The following is a 21653-nucleotide window of genomic DNA, read 5'->3' as shown; positions in this document are numbered from 1 at the left end:
GATCCCTTGCGGCCGATCACCCCGCACCGAGGCGCCCGATGTCACAACTCCCCATTCTGCACCGCGTGAGATGGCGTACTCTGCCACTCCTCGTGCTCCTGTGGGTGGTACCGGTGCCCGTCGTCGCGCAGGCCCCCACACCACAATGGACCGTCGGCCTTGCGGTCGGTGGCGCGTTCAGCCGGGTGCGGCGCGATCGGGAGACCGCCCGCGGGGGGGCCAACGTGGCGCTGGCCTGGCGGATCATGTACCACGTCAGTGATCACGCGGCGCTTGGCATCCACGCCGGAGCGACCCCATATCGACACACGGGAGAGGGACGCGCCCGCCGTCGTGGCTTTGAAGGCGTCTACCCGGCCATCGAGTGGCATCCTGATGCTGAGCACTGGGTGGCGGCTGGTGTCGGGCTCCATCTCGATGCACCCGTCTTCTACGACGTGCGCCCCAGAACTCCCGGCGAAGCCCGCTTTCGCGTAGGGCTCGGCGGTATGGTGGCGGCGGCGCGGCGAATCAGTACGCCAACCACCGGCTACTCGGCTGGTGAAGTGGTGGCGAGGGCCTGGGCAGGCCGTGTGCACACTACCGACGGTCGTCTCTCGGGATGGGCGACCGCCTTGTTGGCCGGCGGGCGCTTTGCGCCCGAGTGAGCGCGTCGATTTTTCCCTATCTCCGTCTCCCATGCACATCGTTCACGAATTGCTGTCGCTTCTTGAACTCGAGAAGCTGGAAGTCAACATCTACCGCGGACAGAACCGCGACCTCGGTACGGGGCGCGTGTTTGGCGGTCAGGTGTTTGCGCAGGCCCTGGTGGCGGCGCGCCGCACCGTGGACGACGCGCGGGAAGCGCATTCGGTGCACGGATACTTTCTCCGCCCCGGTGATCTCAAGGCGCCCATCGTGTACTTCGTGGACCGGCCGCGTGATGGCGGCACGTTCACCAGTCGGCGTGTCACGGCCATTCAGCACGGCGAGGCCATCTTTCATCTCTCGGCGTCGTTTCATGTCGTGGAGCCCGGGCTTGATCATCAGGTGCCCATGCCCGATGTGCCTGACCCGGACAGCCTGAAACCGGAGCTCGAGCAGATTCGCGAAAAGGCGCATCGCCTGCCGCCCGAAGTGCGGCATGTGCTCACGCAGGACCGGCCCATCGACTTTCGCTCCTCTGAGTCGCACGTGGGCGGTGCACCGGGCCTGCATGAGCCTGAGCGCTTCGTGTGGTTCCGCGTCATCGATCAATTGCCCGATGATGCCATCACGCATCAGGCCATTCTGGCGTACGCCAGCGACTACGGCTTTCTCCCGACGGCCCTGCTGCCACACAACGTGGCCTACGGTGATCCGCGATTGTTTGTCGCGTCACTCGATCACACGCTGTGGATGCACCGGCCGTTCCGCACCGACGAGTGGTTGCTGTACGTGATGGACAGCCCGTCAGCGGCGGGCGCACGCGGCTTTGTGCGCGGTCAGGTGTTCACGCGAAGCGGCACGTTGGTGGCGTCGGTTGCGCAGGAAGGCCTGTTGCGCATGCGGGAGCGCGAGACCAGGTAGATCGCGTACCGTATTGCGCGACGCGCTACGGTCGCACGAACTGCACGATACGATTGATGACGCCGGGGGTCTGGCTGGGCGACACGATGCGTCCAGCCAGCACGTGCCCGCTCTCTCCATCGAGCGGATAGATGGGCACCCGCTCCACGGCAGCCGTACCCACCGTGGAAATGGCGGACATCCACGCGTCGGTTTGTCGCGTGTCCACCACGTCGTCCTGTTCATTCACCAGCAGCAGGGTGGGCACGGCATACCGTCGCCAGTTCATGGCGCGCACATGCTCCACGAGCGCCTGCATGGGCACGAGCGCCGCCGTGGGATAGCGCACGGTCCAGTAGCGGCGCTGCTCTTCGTTGGCGGGTGCCCATTCGCGCACCGGCGAGAGCTGCGGCACCAGCACATTGAGCCAGGGCCACGTCATGAACTTCGCGCGGCGATCTGCTGGCCCAAGGTTGGGTGAGATGAGCACGAGGCGACGCAGACCCGCACGCACGTCGTCGGGCTGAGTGGCCAGCCAGATGGCCAGGGTACCACCGGTGGACGTACCGATCACCAGCACCGAGTCACCAAGGCGCCGGCCAATGGTCATGGCCTCCACCACGTCGCCCAACCACTGCCCGGCCTCAATGTGCGAGAGTGAATCGCCGGGCAGTCCGTGTCCGGTAAGCCGCGTCTCGAAGAGATTGGCGCCGAGTGAATCGGCGACACGCTCGGCCACGGGCGCGGTTTCCTGACGCGTGGCCGAAAATCCGTGCAGATACACCACGCTCCACGGGGTGCGACGCGGCGCGGCTTCGTTGAAGAAGCGCACGCGCTTGGCCACCGAGGTGTCGGCGACACCGGCGTCGAGTTCGCGTCGCATGACCCAGGTGCGCAGTGATGCGAGCTGTTCGGGAACGCCGGCCATGATGGGCGCGGGATCCGGACTGCGCACGGAGGTGCGCGGTCCGGCCGCCAGCACGAGTGCGGCGATTCCCACGATCCAGAGCCATCGCGTCCTCCGGCGGGCAAGCGGCATGTGATGAATTTATCACATATTGCCGCCGCTGGTACGAACTGTTTGTCGGCCGGCAAGCGCACGTTCGATTGCGGCTCGTGCCGCCGGCAGCGCTCCGTGAATATTGCCTGCGGTCTTCCAGACGACGCGGCCAGTGCCGTCAATCAGATAGGTCTCGGGCACCCCGACCACACTGAACGCCTGCTGAATGCTGTTGAGCGGATCGTGCGCGACGGAGAAGCCGAGCTTTTCGCGAGCCACGTAGCGCAGCACCTTGTCCGTATTGCCCTGGTCGACGCTCACGCCGAGGACGCGGAGTCCCTGTGGGCCATAGGTCTGGTGCAGGCTGTCGAGATCCGCCATTTCCTCGCGGCAGGAGGTGCACCAGGTGGCCCACACATTCAGCAGGGTCACCGTGCCGGGCTCGGCGACCTGCAGACTGTCACCCGCAAAGGCACCGTGGCGCACGCGCGCTCCATACGCCGGTGCGAGGTCGCCCACAGCCAAGGGTGTGAACTGGTCCGCGTTTGCCGTGGCGCTGCGCGCGGCGGACGTGAGCGTGCCCGTGCGCAGCAGGACCTGCGTCTGTCCGACGCTGGGCAGCGGCATGACCGCCTTGGGGTCGCGCATGTTGGGGCGACTGGCCACAGCCTTGCTTGCCGTCTCGGGAGCCTGCTGCGACCACGCGACCATGACGGTGGCGCGTTGTGCATCGACGGCCAGCACGGGAAAACTCGCCGCCGGGCCGTTCTCGCTGACTGATATGGCTTCACCAAACGTCGCGCCGCCGTCGCCTGAGCTGCGCAGCATGACCTGTGGCACGCGACGGGTGCCATCATCCCATGCGGCGAGCACGCGCGGGGCGCTGCCCGGTGTGCCCTCCATGACAGCCAACTGCACGTGCGCTGGTTGTGAGGCGCTGGCCACCCCCAGTGGGGTGGCGTTCGCAAATGAGGCACCGCGGTCGGTGGACTGCGTGTAGAACACGCCCGCAGCGCCAGGCTTTCCGGTCCACCATGCGGCATGCAGCGTGCCCAGCGCATCAACCGCGAGCGACGGACCAGCGTGCGGGCATCCATCGAAGACCCAATCGTCGGAGTGCACGCGGACAGGCGCTTCCCAGGTCGCGCCTCGATCGGTGCTGCGCGCGACGACAATGTCGCGAATGGTGGGGCCGTTCGCACCATGCTGGCCATGCTGCGCATGATTGCCAGCCTGTTCTCCCGTTGCCTCACCGGACGCCGCGCTGGCACGTGCCGTGGCCACACCACCTGCGGTGTCGGCAGGCAGCACCGCACGCCATGCGAGATACACATGGCCGGTTGCGTCGGCGGCAATGGCCGTGCGGCAGCAGGGGCAGGCCTCGGTCATGGGCGCGGAAGGCGGCACGACGCGCACATTGCGCGCCCAGCTGCGTCCACCGTCGATGGAGTGCGTGGTGTACACCGCCGACTTGCCGGCACGTCCGTCCAGCCACGCCACATGAAAGGTGCCATCCGGTGCGCCATGCAGTGCGTGAAAGTTGTGCGAGCCAAAGTGTGCGCCGTCGGCCAGTGTAGCGGTGGTATCGTCGGTAACGGTCACGGGTGCACTCCAGGTGCTGCCCCCGTCTTCCGACCGCACAAAGCGCAGGGCGCTGGCCGGAAAGCGCTTCCCCGGAACCAGTCGGCCTACCACATACAACGCCCCCAGCGTGCGCTGTCCCGCGGCGTTCTGTACCCAGGCCAGCTTGGGCGGCGCTTCACCATGTGGTTCAATGGGTCCGAGGGGATCGCGGAGTTCGCGTACGACACCGGCACTGTCGGTTGCACTCGTGACCAGCACATGCAACCGGCCATCGGTGCCCCCATCGGGCGCCGATACCCAGGCAGTGGCACGTTCACCGCTCGGGGCGATGGCCAGAATGGGCGCTGCGCCCACCACGGTCATGGCGGAGATCGCGCGCGCACTGTCGAAGGCCACCGTCATGGCGGCTGCCGTCATGGCGGCCGCCGCATTCCCGTCGCTCTGCGCGGCATTGCTGCGACGCTCGGCGCCGCAGGCGGTGATGACGAGTACCGCCATGGCCTGCGCGGCGACGCGCGGCACACGCGCCGCATGCTGCAGGCGGTTGTACATCCGTTGCGCGTTCATGCGTTGCACGTTCATGCTCAGCGTCCTCCCGTGAACAGCGTGAGCCCGGCGTTGATGACACGACCGGCGCCGGGGAAGAAGAACCGTCCGTTGCCACTGTTGGCCGCGACGGCCGCCACGTAACGACGGCCCAGGATGTTCTCCACGTTCACGAACATCTCCGCACGTGAGGCCCCGGTGCGCGTGCCACGCAGCTCGGGCAGCTTGTATGCCACGGTGGCGTGCGCCAAGGCATAGCCCGGTGCGGCGCCGAAATTCACCGGGACAATGGCCGGCGGACGACCAGCCTGCGTGACCTGCGTGAACAACGTGCCGCGTTCGGTGTTGGCGTTGTCCACGAACACGGCGCTTTGTGCTTCGCCCCAGAGCGTGATGCCAAGCGAGGAGGCCGGGCGGAGGCGCAGCTCCACGGCCGCGCGCTGCGACGGTACACCGGGGATGCGCTTGCCGGCGTAGTCGGCTGCAACCGACTGACCCTGGGCATTGATTTCCGTGCCGGTGAACTGCGTCATGACGTAGCGCGCGTAGGTGTACGACGTCACCACATCCATCCACGGCGCCACGAGGGTGGTGGCGCTGAGCTCGAGTCCCGTGCGGCGCGTGCGGCCCACGTTCTCGTAGATGGTGCGCGGGAACTGCACACCCGGAATGACCACCGTGCGCGAGAGGAACTCGCCGGTGACATTGGTGCGGTACAGCGCCGCATCAAAGAGCACGCGGTTGGCCAGCAGGGTCTTGGCGCCCACTTCGTAGTTGACGAGCGACGACGGCTTGAGATCGGTGTTGATACCGCGCAGCGTGTCGGGACTGGCCGTCAGTTCGGAGTTGGTGGGGACTTCAAAGCCACGGGCCACGCTGGAGTACACACTGGCGCCCGGACGCAGATCGTAACGCAGCGCCACGCGCGGCGACACCTGGTCAAAGCTCTGCGTGACCGACTGCGACGGACGAATACGATCGTCGATGTCGTAGCTCACGCGGTCGTAGCGCGCACCGGCCGTGAGTGTGGCACGGCCGCGGGTGATGTCGGCCGAGCTGTACACACCCACGCTGGGAAGCACGATATACTGATTGGTGCAGGGCAGGGAGCGGATGTTGCGCACGGGATCGTTGACGCAGGGTGTGCTGCGGCCCTGTGTTCCCGCGACATTGGTCCATTGCCGTGAATCACCATACCAGCGGTCCACATCCAGCCCGGTGTTGAACCGCGTCGTAATGGCCTGCGCTCCGGTGCCGGTGCGGAAGCCGATGGCATGGCGCAGTCCGCCCTGCACACGGTGGGTGTTCTGATCGACCACGCGAAAGATGGGATGATCGATGCTGCGCGCGGTTCCGAACACAAAGGCGTCGAGCGAACCGAGGCGACTGCCCAGCCCCTGCGAGGCTCTGAGCCCCGCGCGATAACGCTGCTCACGGCGCGCATAGGCGCCGGTCACATTGAGCGGATCGGCGGCCCAGGGTTCATTGCGCCAGCCGGCGTCGTTGAGTGACCCGGGGATCTGCATGTCGAGATCGCTGTAGTTGAAATCGACCCCAACGCGCGTGGCCTGTGTGGCGGGTGCGGGGCGCCCGTCCACCTGCCGCACCCAGTTGAGCCGGACGTTAGCGCGCTGCATGGTGTTGGCGTTTTGCACGCGCATCCCGGCGAGGTCGGTGTAGCTGGCCTGTACCAGCGCGTCAAAGGCACCGCGTGCCCCGCCGGCCTGCAGGTCCATCTTGCGCAGATTCACGCTGTCGAAGCCAAAGCCACCGCCGGTCAGGCGCAGTGACACGCCCTGCATTTCGCGGCCGCTCTTGGTGATGACGTTGACGACGCCGCCCGATGCGGCACCACCGTACATGGCGCTGCCGGGACCACGGACGATCTCAATGGACCGCGCTGCGCCCAGGTCGAGCTGATCAAGACGGGTCTGGCCATCCGGCTCGGTGATGGGGACGCCGTCGAGCAGCATGCCCACACCACGCACACCAAATCCGCCGCGCGCGCCCGATCCACGAATGGAAAGGCGCACATCATCACCGCCAAACAGGTTGCCGGCCACCACGCCGGGCACCGTGCGCAGCGCCTCGGTGAGCGACACGGTGCTCGTGCGGTTGAGTGTGGTCGTATCGATGACCGTGATGGACACCGGAAGCTTGCGCAGCTCGCGCGCGTCGCGAGTGGCGGTGGTTACCACGGGGTTCAGGGCACGCGCGCGTGCCGTGGAATCTTTGGTGGCGCTATCGGACGCGGCGGCAGGGCGCTGCGCGATGGCCGTTGAAGGCAGCGCCGCGACACAGGCGGCGGCACACGCCGCGGCAAAAAACACGGCCCGGGCGATGGGCGCGCTGCACGGCAGCGACAGGCCACACCGTCCCTCGGCCGCCATGGGCGAGGACGTCATGTTGGATAACCGGTAGATGGAGTCAGTCAGACCGCAGGCCGTGGGCGCGCGGTCGGGCATCGAAGACAGAGCCGGCGATGGCGCCGGCGATCAGGCGATGCGGACTACCGGTGGGGCTGTGGCAAAGGGCAGGACAAAGTCCACCCAGGACGCCATGAAGGCGTGCTGGGCGCGGCCGGGCTGCACGACGTCCACCTGCCGCACGGCGGCCAACACAAAGTCGTGCGCCATGGGCACCTGGGTCGGCGCAACGGGGCAGCAGTGGCCCAGACAATGACATTCGGTATCGCCATGATGCGACCCGTGAGAATCCTGAGAGTCCTGATGCGCCGGTGCCGCTACGCCATGATGTGCATGCGCATCATGGTCCGCCGGCGCTGCGACCGCGGCGGTGGATTGCGGAGCAGCACCGGAGTTACAGGCATGGAACAACCCGGCGTCACTCTGCACGAGTGACAGCCAGCAGGCCAGCACCAAAGCCAGCCACCGCTGTACCGGGGAAATCCGCATGAATGGAGCCTAATGAAATCAGACGGCGTCTGACAAGCTGGTGAAGTTGAAGTCGCGAACCTTGAGGGGCGGCATGGCGATGCCGGGTCCGCCCTCGTTGCCGGCCGTGCGCACGCTCTTGCCCACGCCTTCAAGGTTGTTGAGCATGAACAGCGGCGAGTCGTTGAACCGGAAGTTCTTGATAGAGCGCAGAATCTTTCCGTTTTCGATCAGGAAGGTGCCGTCACGCGTCAGGCCCGTGTACATGAGCGTGCGCTGATCGAGCGGCCGGAGGTACCAGAGGCGCGTCACGAGTACGCCCCGCGTGGTGGACGCGATGAGTGACTCGAGACTCTCGTTGCCGTCGGCCATGCGCAGGCCGGCCGCGCCACCGGTCGGGGTCTTGTTCTGCCGCGAAGCCCAGAACCGGTTGTAGGCCAACTGATTCAGCACGCCATCCTTGATCCAGGTTTGGCGGGAGAGCGGCAGGCCTTCGCCATCGAACGGTGACGCCAGAATGAGCGGGTCGGAGGGGTCGGAGTACAGGGTGACGCGCGGATCGACGATGCGCTCACCCAGCTTGCTGCCACCGGGCTTGGAGAAGGCGCTGCGTCCTTCGTCGGCCGCGCGGGCCCGCAAGGCGTTGGCCATGAGTGACACCAGATTGGCCGTGGCCTCGGGCTCGAAGATGACGGTGTAGCGTCCCGGCTCGAGCGCCACCGGATTGCGGCTGCGTCGGGCTTTGTCGATGGCGCGCTCGGCCACACTCCGAAAATCTATGCGATCCCAGTCGGTGTCTTCCGCGCCGACCCAACCGGAGCCCGTCCCGTCGTTGGTGCGCGCGGTGAGGGTGTAGTTGGCGGTGGTACCACGATGGTAGGCAAAGAGTCCGGCATTGGTGCCAATGGCCGTGGCTGATGCGCTGCACACGATGTAGCCGGCCACCGTGAGTTCGTTGCCCGCACGCGCCGGTGTCAACGCGGTGAGTGCGGCGCGCGCCCGATCATCGGCGCTCAGCGAGGCGGTGCGTTCCGACCAGGCGTCCACACCCACATAGGTTTGCGCGGGCAGTTCACCGAGATACTCGGGGTCTTCAGGCGCCAGCTTGGCCAGGGCCTCCGACTGCTGCACGGCGCGGCGCAGACCCTCGTCGCTGCGATCGTTGGTGACCACGCTGGCCTTGCGCTTGCCGAACACACTTTGCACACGCACCGTGGTGTTCGTCGTGGCGCCGCTGGTGGACATCTGATTGTCGGCAAAGCGCAAGTTGGTTTCGCGGCTGCTCTGCACGGTGACACGCACCGCGTCGGCGGTGCTGAGCTTCACGGCTCGTTCTACCAGCGCCTGCGCTTCGTCGCGCGTGAGCACGCCGGTGGCAGCGGCGGACGCTTGCGCGCGCGGCGCAAACAGGGAGCGCGGGCCGTCGGACATGAAATGGCTCACAGCGTGCGCCCCGTGTTGATGATGGTGGCGTTCTTGAAGCGGGTCGGCGGGCAGCCGTGGCTTACGGCATTGGCCTGGCTTGGCTGGCCTTTGCCGTCGTTGAAGGTGCCGCCGAGCATGTAGCTCGACTTGCCGCCCAGCATGTCGAGTGTGTTCCAGAAATCCGGCGTGCGCATCTGGTAGGCGGCGTCTTTCACCTGACCGACGATCTTGCCGTTGCGCACTTCGTAGCAGAGCTGCGCGCCGAACTGCGCGTTGTAGCGCTGCTGATCGATGGAGTACGAGGCGCGACCAATCATCGCGATGCCCTTGTCCGTGGCCGCAATGAGATCGTTCCACGACAGGTCCTTGTCGCCCGGCAGCAGCGACACGTTGGGCATGCGCTGGAAGGACACATCCGCCCAGCTCTGCGCGTAGGCGCAACCGTGCGAGCGCACGGGCTTGCCGTTCTTTTCATACCAGGTGCGCAACCACGGCGCCTGTTCGCGCGTGGTCTGGTAGTCCACGAAGATGCCATCCTTCACGATGGCAAAGTCATCGGGCTGCACGCCGTCATCGTCGTAGCCAATCGTGGCCAGCGCGCCCACTTCGCTGCGGTTGCCCACCAGTTGCATCATGGGCGGCCCCAGCTTGAGCGAGCCCAGCACCTTGTCCGGCGGTGAGATGAAGCTGGTGCCGGCGTAGTTGGCCTCGTAGCCCATGGCGCGATCGAGCTCGGTGGGATGCGCCAGCGATTCGTGAATGGTGAGGAAGAGCTGCGAGGGATGCAGAATGAGATCGTAGCGTCCCGGTTCCACGGGTTTGGCGGTGAGCTTCTCTGCAGCTTCACCGGCCCACACCTTGGCGTTGTTCACGATGTCCGCTTCGAGCACATACTCCCAGCCGCGCCCGGCGGGTTGCACCACTTCCGGCCCACGAACAGCTGTCCCCGTGCGATCGGGAGACACCGCGGTGCACGACATGGTGACCCAACTGCGCACATAGTCCTGCACAATGACCGAGCCGTCGGTATTGGCGTAGTTGCGCTCTTCCTTCACGAACGACAGGCCGCTGTTCACGAAGCGCACATTGGCCACCGTGAGCGCCGCCGCGTTGGCACGCAGCAGGAGGTCGGCCTTTTCTTCAATGGCAATCGTGAACGGATCGATGGTGTACGACGATCGCCAGGTCTTGTCCACCTGCGCGGGCGCCGGCGCGAGTTCCACGCGGCGATCGCGCGCCACACGGTTGGCCTTGGCAATGGCCACGGCTTCCTGCGCGGCTGTCCCTACTCCAGCCTTGCTCAAATCCTGGGTGGCCGCAAAGCCCCAGCAGCCATCCACGAGCACGCGCACGCCGCAGCCCATGGTGTCGGTGTCCACGACGTCGGTGACCTGACGTTCGCGCGTCTGCACACTGTTGTTGCGATTGCGCGAGATGCGCACGTCGGCCCAGCTCGCGCCCGCCCGTTTGGCGGCGTCGAGGGCCTCCATCATGAGTTCGCGCGTGGGCGCGTCGATGGTGAGGGCCGGAAGCGGGGCCGGTGCGCCCGGCAACGCCTCGAGGAGGCGGGGACCCAAGGCCAGTGCGCCGAGTGCCGTGCCCGAGGTCGTGAGGAAATCGCGGCGGGAGGTCATGCCTCAATAATGCACGAAGGCGCCGATCGTTGAGTGGCCCTCTGGTCTCTCGTTTCTCAGACCCGGGACTTGAGAGGGTGAGAAACCAGTGGCTTCGCCCAGATGGTGTGAGGATGAGACTGAAATGGACGATGAGAGATGGGCAACCAATGAGTTGAGAGACGCGAATCTCGGCGGCAAGGGACTGCGGTTGTGGTCGACCTCGGCCCCGACCCCGACCCCGACCCCGACCCCAACCCCGACCCCGACCGCGGCCGACCACAACCTCGACCGCGGTCCCCGGTCCAACTCGGTCCGGACTCTCACCTCATTGGTTGCTCACCTCTCATCGTCTATTTCAGTCTCGTCCTCGCACCATCTGGGCGAAGCCACGGGCTTCCCACCCTCTCAAGTCTGAAATCAGAGATGAACCCTTCAGCGAAGGTTCGCCGCGAAGAAGGCCAGCGTCTTCTTCCAGGCGTCTTCGGCTGCCGGGGCGTTGTAGGCCTGCCCGCTGGGATTCGCGAAGGCGTGATCGGCGTTGGCGTACACCTCGATGGTCACGGGGCGGCCGAGCTTCTTGAGCTGCGCCTCCATGGCGCGGACACTGTCCACCGGGATGCCTTGATCCTTGCCACCAAACAGGCCGAGCACGGGCGCCTTGAGACGAGCAAGCTGCGTCGCATCGGTGATGGGGGCGCCGTAGTAGATGGCGACGGCGTTCAGGTTGGCGCCGGCCGCGAGGCCGGTGCGCAATGACCAGTGGCCACCGAAGCAGTAGCCCACGCTGCCCACCTTGGTGGCGCCCTTGCTGCGGAGGTACTGCACCGCGGCGGCCACGTTCTGCTCACCGGCACCGATGTTGGCCATACCAGCCTGGTACAGCTTCATGGCCGCCGCCGAGGTGGTCGCGACTTCTCCGCCAAAGAGGTCCACGGCCAACACGGCGTAGCCTTCACCGGCATAGCGGTCGGCCATGGCCTTGATGTTGTCGTTGAGTCCCCACCACTCGTGCACCATGACAATGGCCGGGCCGCCGCGGTAGTTGGCGGGTGTGCTGAGGTACCCACGCACGGCCTTGCCGCCGATGGTGGCGTACACCACCGATTCGCCGCTCACGGCCAGGCGCGGCGCAATACGCGCGGCGCCGGACGCCGTGGGTGTCTCGTTCGCATGCGCCCGGTGCATGGCCTCGGCGTAGTCAGGCGAGGTCTTGGCGTTGGACGTCTTGTTGGATGTCTGGTTGGTGGACTGGGCCAGCAGGGGCAGGGGAAGCAGGGCAACGGCGAGCGCGCCCATGCGGGCGAAGCGCGTGTTCATGATGGCAGGTCCGGTGGTGAGGGAAAGCGGGAGGTGGCGCGTCACGGGTCAAGGTGGCACCCGACGCAGGCTTCACGTGTCGTAAATACCCGATGCCGCCGCTGCGTTCCGGCTATCCGCGGTGGCCTGCGGGACCTTGCAGCAGAGGGAGCAGCGCTTCGAGAAACGAACCGGGGGCCTCTTCGTGGGGCCAGTGTCCGACCCCTGCCAATGTGTGGGGTGTCGCATGGGGGAAGGCGGCTGTCCACATTTCAAGAATCGATGGTGGAAAAGCAGAATCGGCCAGTCCCCAGATGAAATGCAAGGGCACTGACGACAGCGCGGCGCGCCGGGCCCAGAGGCCTTCAAACCACGGCGCACTCTCGGTCAGTGACCGGGCGAGCGCAAAGAGCACCTGCTCGCGGCCATCGGGGTCGGGGAAGCGCTGCTGGTAGGCGCGGTGTCTGGCCGGTTCGAGTCGGCGCTTGTCCCCGTAAGCCGCCGGGATGAGCCAGCGCGGCGAGGCGTTGAAGTGGCGGTACAGAAAGCGTACCAACCCCGAGTTTGCCAGGCGGGCCCGTTTGCCCAGTGCAGGGTCGCGGGCCAGGTCCCAACACCAGGTGTTGACCAGCACGATGCGGGCGAGGCGCTGCGGCTGGGACGCGGCCACCTGCAGGGCCCAATCCAGCGCGATGGGGCCGCCAAAGTCGTGCAGCACGAGTGTCAGTGGCGACGACTCATCGCTGGCTGCGAGTCCCAGGTGGGCGGCCCAGTCGGCGAAGCGCCTCGCGTGCGCCTCCGGCGAATAGTCGGCCGTGGCGGGACGCGCGCTGCGCCCAAAGCCCAGATGGTCAGGGGCCAGTACGCGGTGCGTGGACGCCAGCGCGTCGATCACATGGCGCCACTCAATGCTCCACGTGGGCGTGCCGTGCACCAGCACCACGGTCGGGCCCTGGCCGATATCGATGTACCGCAGCACCCCGTCCGGATGGGCATAGTCGAGGGAGGGGCGCTGCCATTCGTCGGCACGGTAGGAGGGGGGCTGACTGTCTGCAGAGTCGGGCGTCATGTGGCGTGTCACGTGATGGGTCATGAAGCGTTCCGCGGATTCGCCCACACACTCGTCCACTGCGCGATGACCGCTTCGGCGACGTCGTCCACCGGATAGCTGGAGGGATTGGCGGCAAAATGCTGGCAGAGGCCGTCAATCTGCGCAAAGAGCGCGAGGGCTTCGGTCTCGGTGGCCTGATCGGCAAGAATGCGTTGAAGATGCTGCACGATGTCCTGCTGCCAGGCGGTGAGTGCGGAGCCCAAGGCACCGAGGACCTCAGGCTGGTGGCGAAGCGCGTAGGAGAGCTGCCAGAAGGGGAGGTGTGCCCGCACGGTGCGCACGGCCGCGCGAATGAGGGTGGCGACGGGCTGCCCGCCGGGAGGCACGCTCAGGGCTTCGGCAAAGGTGGACTGCACCTGCTGCATGTTCTGCGCGAAAACCGAGAGCAGCAGGGTGTCCTTGCTGTCGAAGTGGGAGTACAGGAGGCCCGTGGCGACGCCGGCCGTCTGGGCGATGTCGCGGATGCTGGTGCCGGCGAAACCCCTGCTGGCAAAGCAGCGCATGGCCGCGTCGAGCAGTCGCTGGCGGGTGGCGAGGCGGATGGCGTCGTTGGCGCTTGGAGAGCGGGGCATTCTTTACATTGATTGAACGATCGTTCAATAGCAAGGTTGCTGCTAAAGGAAAGGATGAGTTTCGGGTTCGGGGTTCAAGTTTCGAGTCTTGAGTTGCTGCGAGGACTCTGCAGAACCCAGAACTCGATACCTGAACTCAATTCCCGAAACTGATCAGTTCGCCGCAGACCTAAGCGGCTCCGGGCACCCCGACCGCCCTCGCCAGAATGGCCGGGTCGATATTGCCACCTGTGACCACCACCAGCGTGGTCCGGCCGGCTGTCGGCAGTTGTCCGCTGAGTGCCGCAGCCAGGGCCGCGGCCCCGCCCGGCTCCACCACCAGCTTGAGTTCGCGCACGGCAAAGGCAATGGCGGCCAGTACCTGTTCGTCGCTCACCCGGAGGCCGGGCCCGACGCGGGACTGGCAGATGCCAAAGGTGAACGCGCCCGGCATCGGCGTGACGATGGCATCGCAGATGGACTGATGACCGGGTTCGTTCTGCACGCGCCGGCCCTGCTCAAGTGAACGCGCCATATCGTCGAAGTGCACCGGCTCCACCGGGTGCACGCGCGTGTGCGGCGACACGCCTTCTGCCGCCAGCGCACAGCCGGCGGTGAGGCCGCCTCCACCGCAGCACACCAGCAACTGGTCCACACGGTGTCCGCGCTGCACGGCCTGCTCAAGGGCTTCGAGAGCCAGTGTGCCTTGCCCAGCCACCACCGCCGGATCTTCAAATGGCGGCACGACAATGGCGCCACGCTCGGCCGCAATGGCGCCGCCAATGGCCTCGCGGTCCTCGGTGTAGCGGTCGTACAGCACCACCTCGGCGCCGAAGCCACGCGTGCGCTCAATCTTGATGGCAGGAGCGTCCTTCGGCATGACGATAACGGCCGGCATGCCGAGCAGCCGCGCGCTGTAGGCTACGGCTTGCGCGTGGTTGCCAGAGGAATAGGCCACGACGCCGCGTGGCCTGTCGGCTGCGGGAATTTGCAGCGTACGGTTGAGCGCGCCTCGCAGCTTGAAGGAGCCGGTGTGCTGCAGGACTTCCGCCTTGACCAGCACGGTGCCACCCACCGCAGCGTCGAGCGCTGGCGAGTGCAGCAGCGGCGTAACGGCGGCGTGGCCAGCAATGCGCGTCCGGGCCGCGCGCAGATCGTCGAGCGATGGAATGGGCAGGGGAGAGGTCATATCCGAATCTGGGCGGGACACACGCGTTCGGTCCAGTCGGGGCCGCCAACCGCGACGAAATGGCGCACGCATGACGCAATGCTCACCAGCAAAGCGTTCTGGCGCACTGCACATTCGTGACCACGATGGCTTGTTGGTTACCCGATGTCGGGAGGCGGCATGCAACACACGTCGTGGAAGCGTTGGTGGCCCGTGGCGGCAATGTTTCTGGGCGCGACCGCGTCCGACAGAGGACGCGGTCGTGACGTGGAGACGGAAGCCGAAGCGCATGACAATCGTCAGACGGCGCTGTCCGATGGGCGCGCGACGCTTCGCATTGCGCTGCGCGCGGTCACCTGGCACCCTGAGGGCAGCGCGGGCCCGACGCTCAAGGTGTGGGCTTTTGAAGCGGAGCGCGACGTGCCGCGCATTCCTGGCCCGCTGCTGCGCCGAGCCCAGGGCGCTGCGCCGGTACGCCTTGAGTTTGTGAGCGAGTTGCCGGACACCGTGGACCTGCATGGCTTCACCACGTCCGACGCACCGCTGGTTGTGGCGCCGGGAGCGCGCGTCAGCACCACGCTGCGCTTTGACAAGGCGGGCAACCGTCTCTACTGGGCGGCGCGTCATGGCACGGCGTTCGATTCACGCGGCTGGGAAGACGGACAGCTGACCGGCGCCATTGTGGTGGATGCGCCGAATGAGGTGGGTCGGGCCGATCGTGTGCTGGTGGTGACCGAGTCCTTCACGTTCGACTCGGTAAACGGACGCGAGGAGATCAAGGCGCAACTCGCACTCAACGGTCGGTCCTGGCCGCACACCGAGCGCATGACCTATGCCGCCAATGACTCCGTGCGCTGGCGTTTTCTCAATGGCGCCACGGTGCCCCATCCCATGCATCTGCATGGCTTCTACTATCGGGTCACGCGGCGCGGCAACGGCACAGCGGATGACGCCATTGCTGCGGCGCGACAGCCGCTGGTCGTCACCGACTTCGTGCCGCCCGGGCACAGCATGTCCCTGGCGTTTCAGCCGCACGAACCCGGCAACTGGGTCTTTCACTGTCACTTTGCGACGCATGTGAACGCCGTGTCGAGCGCCGACACCGCGTATCGGCACGTGGAGCGCACGCGTGGCTACACCCCCGACGGCCGGCACATGGGCGGACTGGTGATGGCCTTCACGGTCACCTCGCCTACCGAAGTCAATCGGGGGGCGGCGGCGAGGCAGCTGCATCTCGTCATCGACAAGAAGGGCGAACCCTTCTTCCATGGGGGATCAGGGTTCTCGTTTGCATTGGCCGACAGTGCGCAGCAGCTGCTGCCTGTGAGCGCACGGCGCGTGCCGGGGCCCTTGCTGCTGCTGCGCAGGAACGAACGGGTGGCCATCACGCTGCACAACCGCCTCGATCGCGCCACGAGTGTGCACTGGCACGGTCTTGAAATCGAGAGCTACCCCGACGGCGTGCCGCACGTGAGTGGGCAGGGTAGCCGTGTGCTGCATCCGGTGCTGGCACGGGACTCGCTCACGGTCACGTTCACGCCGCCACGCACGGGCACGTTCATGTATCACTCGCATTTCAGCGAAGCCGAGCAGATGAACGGCGGGCTGTATGGTGTGATTCTGGTGCTTGATGATCCCGCGGCGTATGACCCCTCGCGCGATCATGTGCTGGTGATCGGCGGGGGCGGCGTGCCCGACGTGCCCATGGGTTTCGAGAGTCCGTGGGCCCTCGTGAACGGCCGACGCTTCCCACGTCCGGTGGTGATGCGCGTGGGCGAAACGCATCGCCTGCGCCTGGCCAGCATTCATCCCGACTGGCAGATCCGCGCTACCCTGGGCACGGAGGAGGCGGCATGGCAATGGCAACCCGCGGCCAAGGATGGAGCCGATCTGCCGGTCGCACTGCGAGTGCCGACGGCCGCCACCTGGGCGGCCGGGCCGGGAGAGACCGCGGACTTTCTCGTCACACCCAAAGCAGCGGGACAGTTCCGTTTGCTCGTGCGCAGTGAAGATTCCGGGTGGATGATTCGCGTACCGGTCGAAGTCAAACCCCGATGATGGATGAGCAGAGCCAAGGTGTCGATGAAAACGACGAAGTCGAGCGTCATGGGCGCCGTGTTGTTCGCGCTGACGGCAATGCAGGCGCTGAGCATGAGCGTGGTCAATCAGGTGTCCGCGCAAACAAGCGGGCGCGGCACGCTGTTCATTGTGGGTGGCGGCACGCAGCCGGCGGCGCTGGTCAGCGATTTTGTGGCGCGCGCCGGCGGGCCGGGCAAGGCGCACATCGTCGTGTTTGCGCAGGCGAGCGTGAACGGCGAAAAAAGTGGCGAGGCCAAGGCCGAGGACTTCCGCCGTTTGGGTGCCAGTTCGCAGTCGTTGTGGATCACGCGAGAGCAGGCCGACATGGACTCGGTGGTACGGCTGCTGGATCGTGCCACGGGCGTCTGGTTTGGTGGCGGTGATCAGAACCGCCTGATTGCCGCGCTGCGCGGCAGCAAGGTGGAGCGCGCCATTCGGTCGCGTTTTGTGGCGGGCGCCGTGGTTGGAGGCACCTCAGCCGGCGCGGCCGTCATCTCCACCCCCATGATCACCGGTGATGAACTCGGTGCGCGTCGGGATTCGTCGGAAGCCTGGACGCGCGTGGCACGGGGCAGCGTGGCGACTGACAGCGGCTTCGGTTATCTCACGGACGCCATCATCGACCAGCATTTCCTGCGTCGCAAGCGACACAATCGTCTGCTCAGCCTCGTGCTTGGCGACGGGCCGCATCTTGGCGCGGGCATCGATGAAGGCACGGCACTCATTGTCGAGCCCTCTGGTCTGTGGCGCGTGGCGGGCGCGAGTTCGGTGCTCGTGGTGGATGCACGTCAGGCGCAGCGCACGGGCGCGTCAGCGGCGGTGCTGGGAGCCGCGGGGGCCAGGCTGCATCTGCTGCCCGCTGGCGCGACGTTCGATCCGAAGACGGGCGAAGCGAAGATCCCGTAGTCAGGCCGTGGTCGTGCGAACCACTGTGCAATCAGGCAGGTCGGGCAACTCAGGTACTGTTCCCGTCGGATGCAGCACAAAGCAGGTCGCGCCGCTGCCGCTCATGCGGCCGATGGCGGGGTGACCGGCCGCGCGCAGTTGCGCGGCGGCGTGCATGACGGCGGGCAGGGCCTGTGAGACGCCGGCGTGCATGGTGGTCACGACGGGCTCAAAATCATTGTGCGCCGCACGCGCAATCTGCTCCCACGACATGAGCGCGTTCAGGTCTCGCGCCATGGCCTCAATGCGCGTGCCCTGCGTGTTGCGCGCCGCTGCTACCGCTCCATACGCCGCCGCCGTGTTCACCCCCTCGCGAAACGCCAGCAGGGTTACGGCCATGTCGGGCAGCGCGGGCAAGGTGAGCAGTCGGTCGCCGCGGCCCCAGGCCCAGGCGCGCGAGGCGCCCGTACACAGAAATGCCACGTCGGCACCAAGGCCGCCGGCCAGTTCAAGCAGACGGGCCTCGCTGAGTGGCGCGGGGTTCAGCCGATTGAGTGCGCGCAGCACCGCCGCCGCGTCGGCGCTGCCACCACCCAGCCCGCCGCCCACCGGAATGCGCTTGTGCACCGCAATGGCAAACCCCGTGGGCCACGCAGCCGCGTCGCAGTACTGCACGGCGGCTCGCCACGCGAGATTGCTCCCGGTGGGGCCAAGGCCACTGGCGGGCATGCTCGGGCCATCGCAGTGCAGTGTGCGATTGCCGCTCTGCACCGCAACGGTCACGTCGTCGTGCAGCGCGAGTCGCTGAAACAGCGTCTCGATGCCGTGATAGCCGCTGGCCTCGCGCGCCAGAATGTGCAGGATGATGTTGATCTTGGCGTGCGCGGCTTCGGTCACACGCCCCGCTTCACGGGGCTGGATGCGATCACTCACGGTGTGTGCACTTACGTCGTGACCGCGAGATCCAGCAGGTCACTCAGCTCGGCAAAGAGCTCCTGTGCCTCGGGCTCTCCCAGTGTGCCGCGCTGGCGATGCACGTTGAGATGGTCGCGCACTTCGCGCGCGCGCGATACGGCCGAGTGCCCGCGATAGAGCAGGGACTCGATGGGCACGATGGCCGGCTCGGGTTGCGTCGCACCGGCCCAGGTGAGACCGGCCTGCTTCACCTGCTGCGCGAGCTGCAGATCGCTCAGCTCGCGGTCCATCAGCAAGCGCGCAAATCCCTGCACGCCCGCGCGTTCGCTGGCCGTCGCCAACGGCGCGCGTGCCATGCGCGTGGCGAGTGTCGTAATGCTGCTGGCGCCATAACTCTCGGCCACATCAGCGAGGCCCAGCAGCGCGCGCCGGAGGCCATCGAACACCGCCAGCTGCGCCGGCCCGGCGGGTGTGGTGGCCAGGGCGGCGGATTCGCGGGCCACGCCGTCGGCGGCGCCGGCAATGTCCTGGCGGAAGCGCTGCGCCAGCGTGATGGGCGGCGCGGCGTTGCGCTGCACGATGTTGGGCAGGCCATCGTCCGGGAAAAAACGGGCGATGGGTACAATGGGCATGGTGGGTGAGTCGGTAGGTACCGCGAGAGCGAGATAGCCAGCGGCCACCGCCGCAAGGGCCACCGACTGCGTGCGGCTTCGCCGCGTTTCCCCCTCGCTCCACGCGCCCGCGCGTTCCACCAGCGAGCGCAGCTCGGCGAGCGCCCCGCGCACCGCAAAGTGCAGGCGCTGATCCCAGCGCAACTCGCGATCGCGCCAGCCGGCGGCAATGCGCTCCACGGTGGACGCAAAGTCCGCCAGACCCTCCAGCCGGGTCATGCTGGCACTGCCACGCAGAGCGCGGGCACTGGAGAGAAACGCCGCCGCGTCGGGCCCCTGGGTTTCCCCGGTCGCCAGCAACTGTTCGAGCCGGTCGAGATACTCGGCCGCCTCCTTCTGGAAGAACTCGATCAGCGCGTGCGGGGCAGTCATGGCGTGGGGGCAGTCAGGTCAGAAACGGTCGGCTCGCCCGCGTCGGCTCAGAAACGGTCTGCCGCGCGGGCTTCGTCCATGGCGTCGCGGATTTCCCGCACCGCCCGTTCGAGTCCCACAAAGATGCTGCGTCCGACGATGGCGTGCCCGATGTTGAGCTCCTCGATTTCGGGAATCGCGGCCACCGGTCCCACATTGTGTACAGACAGGCCATGGCCGGCATGGACCGCGAGGTCCAGCGAGCTGCCCAGCGCGGAGGCCTTGCGCAGGGCCATGAGAGGCACGAGCTCGCGCGGATGATGCGAGTAGGTGCCGGTGTGCAGCTCAATGGCATCGGCGCCCACCGCCTGCGAGCAGCGCACGGCCGCTTCGTCCGGGTCGATGAACAGGCTGGTGCGAATACCCACGGCCTTGAGCCGTGCCACAGCCGAACGCACGGCGGCCTCGTGGGAGAGCACGTCCAGTCCGCCTTCGGTGGTGATTTCTTCGCGGCGCTCGGGCACCAGCGTCACTTGCGCGGGCCGAAGTGTTTCGGCAAGGCGGAGCATGTCGTCGGTTATGGCACACTCGAGGTTCAGCACCGTGGTGACGGCGGCCGCCAGGCGATGAATGTCATCGTCCTGGATATGTCGTCGGTCTTCACGCAGGTGCGCCGTGATGCCGTCGGCCCCGGCCTGCTCGCAGAGCACGGCAGCGGCCACGGGGTCCGGTTCACGCCCCCGCCGGGCCTGCCGGACCGTGGCAACGTGATCAATGTTGACATACAGGCGCTGATAGCGGAGCGACGTCACAGGCGGATGTCCGGCAAAAGGGTGCAGGGCGACCACGGCGACGCCCCTGGGGTACTAGCTTATCAATTTCGTGGCGGACCAGCGGTAAGACCATGTCCCCCACCAGTTCACGACGAAGGAAGGAGACGCAGGTGGAACACCGGATCCCGACACCGACGCTGCGCCGGGCCCGCCCGGTCCGCTTTTTCGGACTGGCCGCGCTGCTCGGCGCGTCCCTGACGCTGGGGGGCTGCGCCCGCCAGATGGTTTCGTCTGAAACGTCGTTGCCTGGTGCGGCGGTGCCCAGCGTTGGCAGCATGCCGTCGGATGCCGGTGCGCCCAGCGGAAAGACGGCCATTGACGCCTTCCTGAAGGCCGTCAACACCCAGGATCTGCAGGGGATGTCGGCCTATTGGGGGAACAGCAAGGGCCTTGCGCGCGACCAGCTCAAGCGCGATGAGCTCGAAAAGCGACTCATCGTCATGCAGTGTCTCATGCAGCACGACAAGTTCGTGTACGCCGAAGACCGGCCGCGGTTGATAGCCGGCGGCTTGCAGGAGTACCTGGTGGAATTGACCAAGGGCAAGGTCAGCGCCCGCACGACCTTCACCACGGTGACCGGCCCCGGTGGCAAGTGGCTGGTCCAGGATGTGGACGTTTCCAAGCTGCGGGATTTCTGCACCTGAGGCGCTGACCCAAGGGGCTGACCAGGGGCCCACACTCCCGCCCCGTGCCCGTCCGACTAGTATTCGGACAGTTCGACGAGCACCCCGCCGGTGCTGCTCGGGTGGAGAAACGCGATGCGTTTCCCCTCGGCACCAAGGCGTGGTGTTTCGTCGATGAGCCGGAGGCCCGCATCCCGACAGCGCTGCAGCATGCCGTCGAGGTCGTCCACCGCAAAACACACGTGATGAATGCCGGGCCCGCGCTTGGCGACGAACTTGCCGATTGGCGTATCGTCAGCGTTGGCCTGCAGCAGTTCCACCAGTGATTCACCGGAGGCCAGACCGACAATGGTCGCGCCGTCGGAGTCGCCGAGTGGAACCTCCGGCATCTCCAGCACGTCACGCATGATAGGCAGCAGCTCGTCGATGGCGCGAACGGCAATCCCGATGTGGGCGATGCGCGTGCCGCGGCGAACGGATTGGGTCATGGCGGTCTAGTTGAGGGCGTCGGTGACAACATCCGAATTCTAATCCCGCACACGGGGCGCGTGGCCGGTGGCCGCAACCGCGCCCCAACG

Annotated in this window: 19 protein-coding genes; 5 read left to right on the top strand and 14 right to left on the bottom strand. The window is 66.7% G+C overall.

Going from position 1 to position 21653, the window contains the following annotated elements:
• Window positions 1-65: 65 nt before the first annotated feature.
• Both B2747_RS10540 and B2747_RS10535 read left to right on the top strand, forming a co-directional pair.
• The gene (locus B2747_RS10540; RefSeq protein ID WP_291160209.1) at window positions 66-647 is read left to right on the top strand and encodes a hypothetical protein; all 582 of its coding nucleotides are present in this window, start codon (window positions 66-68) and stop codon (window positions 645-647) included.
• Between the two features lie 31 nt (window positions 648-678).
• Window positions 679-1548 carry an acyl-CoA thioesterase gene (locus B2747_RS10535; protein WP_291160206.1) on the top strand — a complete coding sequence of 290 codons (870 nt, stop codon included), beginning with the start codon at window positions 679-681 and terminating at the stop codon, window positions 1546-1548.
• A gap of 25 nt (window positions 1549-1573) precedes the next feature.
• Here B2747_RS10535 and B2747_RS10530 read toward each other — a convergent pair whose 3' ends face one another.
• The 10 genes from B2747_RS10530 to B2747_RS10485 form a co-directional block, all read right to left on the bottom strand.
• On the bottom strand, window positions 1574-2566 hold the full coding sequence (locus B2747_RS10530) for an alpha/beta hydrolase (RefSeq protein WP_291160202.1): 993 nt from the start codon (window positions 2564-2566) through the stop codon (window positions 1574-1576).
• 12 nt (window positions 2567-2578) lie between these two features.
• Window positions 2579-4693: a redoxin domain-containing protein gene (locus B2747_RS10525; protein WP_291160198.1), complete on the bottom strand. Its 2115-nt coding sequence runs from the start codon at window positions 4691-4693 to the stop codon at window positions 2579-2581.
• A gap of 2 nt (window positions 4694-4695) precedes the next feature.
• Window positions 4696-7062 (bottom strand): TonB-dependent receptor family protein, encoded by a 2367-nt coding sequence (locus B2747_RS10520; RefSeq protein ID WP_291160196.1) that lies wholly within the window; start codon window positions 7060-7062, stop codon window positions 4696-4698.
• 90 nt (window positions 7063-7152) lie between these two features.
• Window positions 7153-7572 carry a hypothetical protein gene (locus B2747_RS10515; RefSeq protein WP_291160193.1) on the bottom strand — a complete coding sequence of 140 codons (420 nt, stop codon included), beginning with the start codon at window positions 7570-7572 and terminating at the stop codon, window positions 7153-7155.
• 18 nt (window positions 7573-7590) lie between these two features.
• Window positions 7591-8982: a TldD/PmbA family protein gene (locus B2747_RS10510; RefSeq protein WP_291160190.1), complete on the bottom strand. Its 1392-nt coding sequence runs from the start codon at window positions 8980-8982 to the stop codon at window positions 7591-7593.
• A gap of 8 nt (window positions 8983-8990) precedes the next feature.
• On the bottom strand, window positions 8991-10610 hold the full coding sequence (locus B2747_RS10505; protein WP_291160187.1) for a TldD/PmbA family protein: 1620 nt from the start codon (window positions 10608-10610) through the stop codon (window positions 8991-8993).
• Between the two features lie 414 nt (window positions 10611-11024).
• Window positions 11025-11954, bottom strand: a complete 930-nt coding sequence (locus B2747_RS10500) for a dienelactone hydrolase family protein (RefSeq protein ID WP_291160184.1) — start codon at window positions 11952-11954, stop codon at window positions 11025-11027.
• A gap of 67 nt (window positions 11955-12021) precedes the next feature.
• On the bottom strand, window positions 12022-12957 hold the full coding sequence (locus B2747_RS10495; protein WP_291160181.1) for an alpha/beta fold hydrolase: 936 nt from the start codon (window positions 12955-12957) through the stop codon (window positions 12022-12024).
• A 20-nt stretch (window positions 12958-12977) separates the two neighbouring features.
• Complete coding sequence (locus B2747_RS10490) at window positions 12978-13571, bottom strand: TetR/AcrR family transcriptional regulator (RefSeq protein ID WP_291160179.1); 594 nt, start codon at window positions 13569-13571, stop codon at window positions 12978-12980.
• A 169-nt stretch (window positions 13572-13740) separates the two neighbouring features.
• Window positions 13741-14739 (bottom strand): threonine ammonia-lyase, encoded by a 999-nt coding sequence (locus B2747_RS10485; protein WP_291160176.1) that lies wholly within the window; start codon window positions 14737-14739, stop codon window positions 13741-13743.
• Between the two features lie 159 nt (window positions 14740-14898).
• Here B2747_RS10485 and B2747_RS10480 point away from each other — a divergent pair, with 159 nt between their 5' ends.
• Both B2747_RS10480 and B2747_RS10475 read left to right on the top strand, forming a co-directional pair.
• The gene (locus B2747_RS10480) at window positions 14899-16776 is read left to right on the top strand and encodes a multicopper oxidase domain-containing protein (RefSeq protein ID WP_291160173.1); all 1878 of its coding nucleotides are present in this window, start codon (window positions 14899-14901) and stop codon (window positions 16774-16776) included.
• Between the two features lie 24 nt (window positions 16777-16800).
• On the top strand, window positions 16801-17703 hold the full coding sequence (locus B2747_RS10475) for a cyanophycinase (RefSeq protein ID WP_291160172.1): 903 nt from the start codon (window positions 16801-16803) through the stop codon (window positions 17701-17703).
• Here the strand turns inward: B2747_RS10475 and ispE are convergent, their stop codons facing one another.
• Genes ispE through B2747_RS10460 form a run of 3 tightly spaced genes read right to left on the bottom strand, consistent with a single transcriptional unit; the run spans window position 17704 to window position 20431 of the window.
• Window positions 17704-18615, bottom strand: coding sequence for a 4-(cytidine 5'-diphospho)-2-C-methyl-D-erythritol kinase (gene ispE / locus B2747_RS10470; RefSeq protein ID WP_291160170.1), 912 nt, complete (start codon window positions 18613-18615; stop codon window positions 17704-17706).
• A gap of 11 nt (window positions 18616-18626) precedes the next feature.
• Entirely contained in the window at window positions 18627-19640 is a 1014-nt protein-coding gene (locus B2747_RS10465) for an Hpt domain-containing protein (RefSeq protein WP_291160167.1), read from the bottom strand.
• 47 nt (window positions 19641-19687) lie between these two features.
• Window positions 19688-20431, bottom strand: a complete 744-nt coding sequence (locus B2747_RS10460) for a pyridoxine 5'-phosphate synthase (RefSeq protein ID WP_291160164.1) — start codon at window positions 20429-20431, stop codon at window positions 19688-19690.
• A gap of 92 nt (window positions 20432-20523) precedes the next feature.
• On the opposite strand from B2747_RS10460, the gene B2747_RS10455 reads away from it, so the two are divergent.
• A complete protein-coding gene (locus B2747_RS10455) occupies window positions 20524-21096 on the top strand; it encodes a hypothetical protein (protein ID WP_291160161.1) in 573 nt (190 codons plus the stop codon).
• 56 nt (window positions 21097-21152) lie between these two features.
• Here B2747_RS10455 and mce read toward each other — a convergent pair whose 3' ends face one another.
• Window positions 21153-21563, bottom strand: coding sequence for a methylmalonyl-CoA epimerase (gene mce / locus B2747_RS10450; RefSeq protein ID WP_291160158.1), 411 nt, complete (start codon window positions 21561-21563; stop codon window positions 21153-21155).
• Window positions 21564-21653 lie beyond the last annotated feature (90 nt).

It is taken from the genome of Gemmatimonas sp. UBA7669 (assembly GCF_002483225.1).
Lineage (GTDB): Bacteria > Gemmatimonadota > Gemmatimonadetes > Gemmatimonadales > Gemmatimonadaceae > Gemmatimonas.
This window is presented reverse-complemented; position numbering and strand designations above follow the sequence as displayed.

What these genes read in the sequence shown, in the direction of transcription:
- B2747_RS10535 (WP_291160206.1), top strand. Translation starts at nt 679, where the DNA reads ATGCACATCGTTCACGAATTGCTGTCGCTTCTTGAACTCGAGAAGCTG.
- B2747_RS10530 (WP_291160202.1), bottom strand. Translation starts at nt 2,566, where the DNA reads ATGCCGCTTGCCCGCCGGAGGACGCGATGGCTCTGGATCGTGGGAATC.
- B2747_RS10525 (WP_291160198.1), bottom strand. Translation starts at nt 4,693, where the DNA reads ATGAACGTGCAACGCATGAACGCGCAACGGATGTACAACCGCCTGCAG.
- B2747_RS10520 (WP_291160196.1), bottom strand. Translation starts at nt 7,062, where the DNA reads ATGACGTCCTCGCCCATGGCGGCCGAGGGACGGTGTGGCCTGTCGCTG.
- B2747_RS10515 (WP_291160193.1), bottom strand. Translation starts at nt 7,572, where the DNA reads ATGCGGATTTCCCCGGTACAGCGGTGGCTGGCTTTGGTGCTGGCCTGC.
- B2747_RS10510 (WP_291160190.1), bottom strand. Translation starts at nt 8,982, where the DNA reads ATGTCCGACGGCCCGCGCTCCCTGTTTGCGCCGCGCGCGCAAGCGTCC.
- B2747_RS10505 (WP_291160187.1), bottom strand. Translation starts at nt 10,610, where the DNA reads ATGACCTCCCGCCGCGATTTCCTCACGACCTCGGGCACGGCACTCGGC.
- B2747_RS10495 (WP_291160181.1), bottom strand. Translation starts at nt 12,957, where the DNA reads ATGACGCCCGACTCTGCAGACAGTCAGCCCCCCTCCTACCGTGCCGAC.
- B2747_RS10490 (WP_291160179.1), bottom strand. Translation starts at nt 13,571, where the DNA reads ATGCCCCGCTCTCCAAGCGCCAACGACGCCATCCGCCTCGCCACCCGC.
- B2747_RS10485 (WP_291160176.1), bottom strand. Translation starts at nt 14,739, where the DNA reads ATGACCTCTCCCCTGCCCATTCCATCGCTCGACGATCTGCGCGCGGCC.
- B2747_RS10480 (WP_291160173.1), top strand. Translation starts at nt 14,899, where the DNA reads ATGCAACACACGTCGTGGAAGCGTTGGTGGCCCGTGGCGGCAATGTTT.
- B2747_RS10475 (WP_291160172.1), top strand. Translation starts at nt 16,801, where the DNA reads ATGAAAACGACGAAGTCGAGCGTCATGGGCGCCGTGTTGTTCGCGCTG.
- B2747_RS10465 (WP_291160167.1), bottom strand. Translation starts at nt 19,640, where the DNA reads ATGACTGCCCCGCACGCGCTGATCGAGTTCTTCCAGAAGGAGGCGGCC.
- B2747_RS10455 (WP_291160161.1), top strand. Translation starts at nt 20,524, where the DNA reads ATGTCCCCCACCAGTTCACGACGAAGGAAGGAGACGCAGGTGGAACAC.
- mce (WP_291160158.1), bottom strand. Translation starts at nt 21,563, where the DNA reads ATGACCCAATCCGTTCGCCGCGGCACGCGCATCGCCCACATCGGGATT.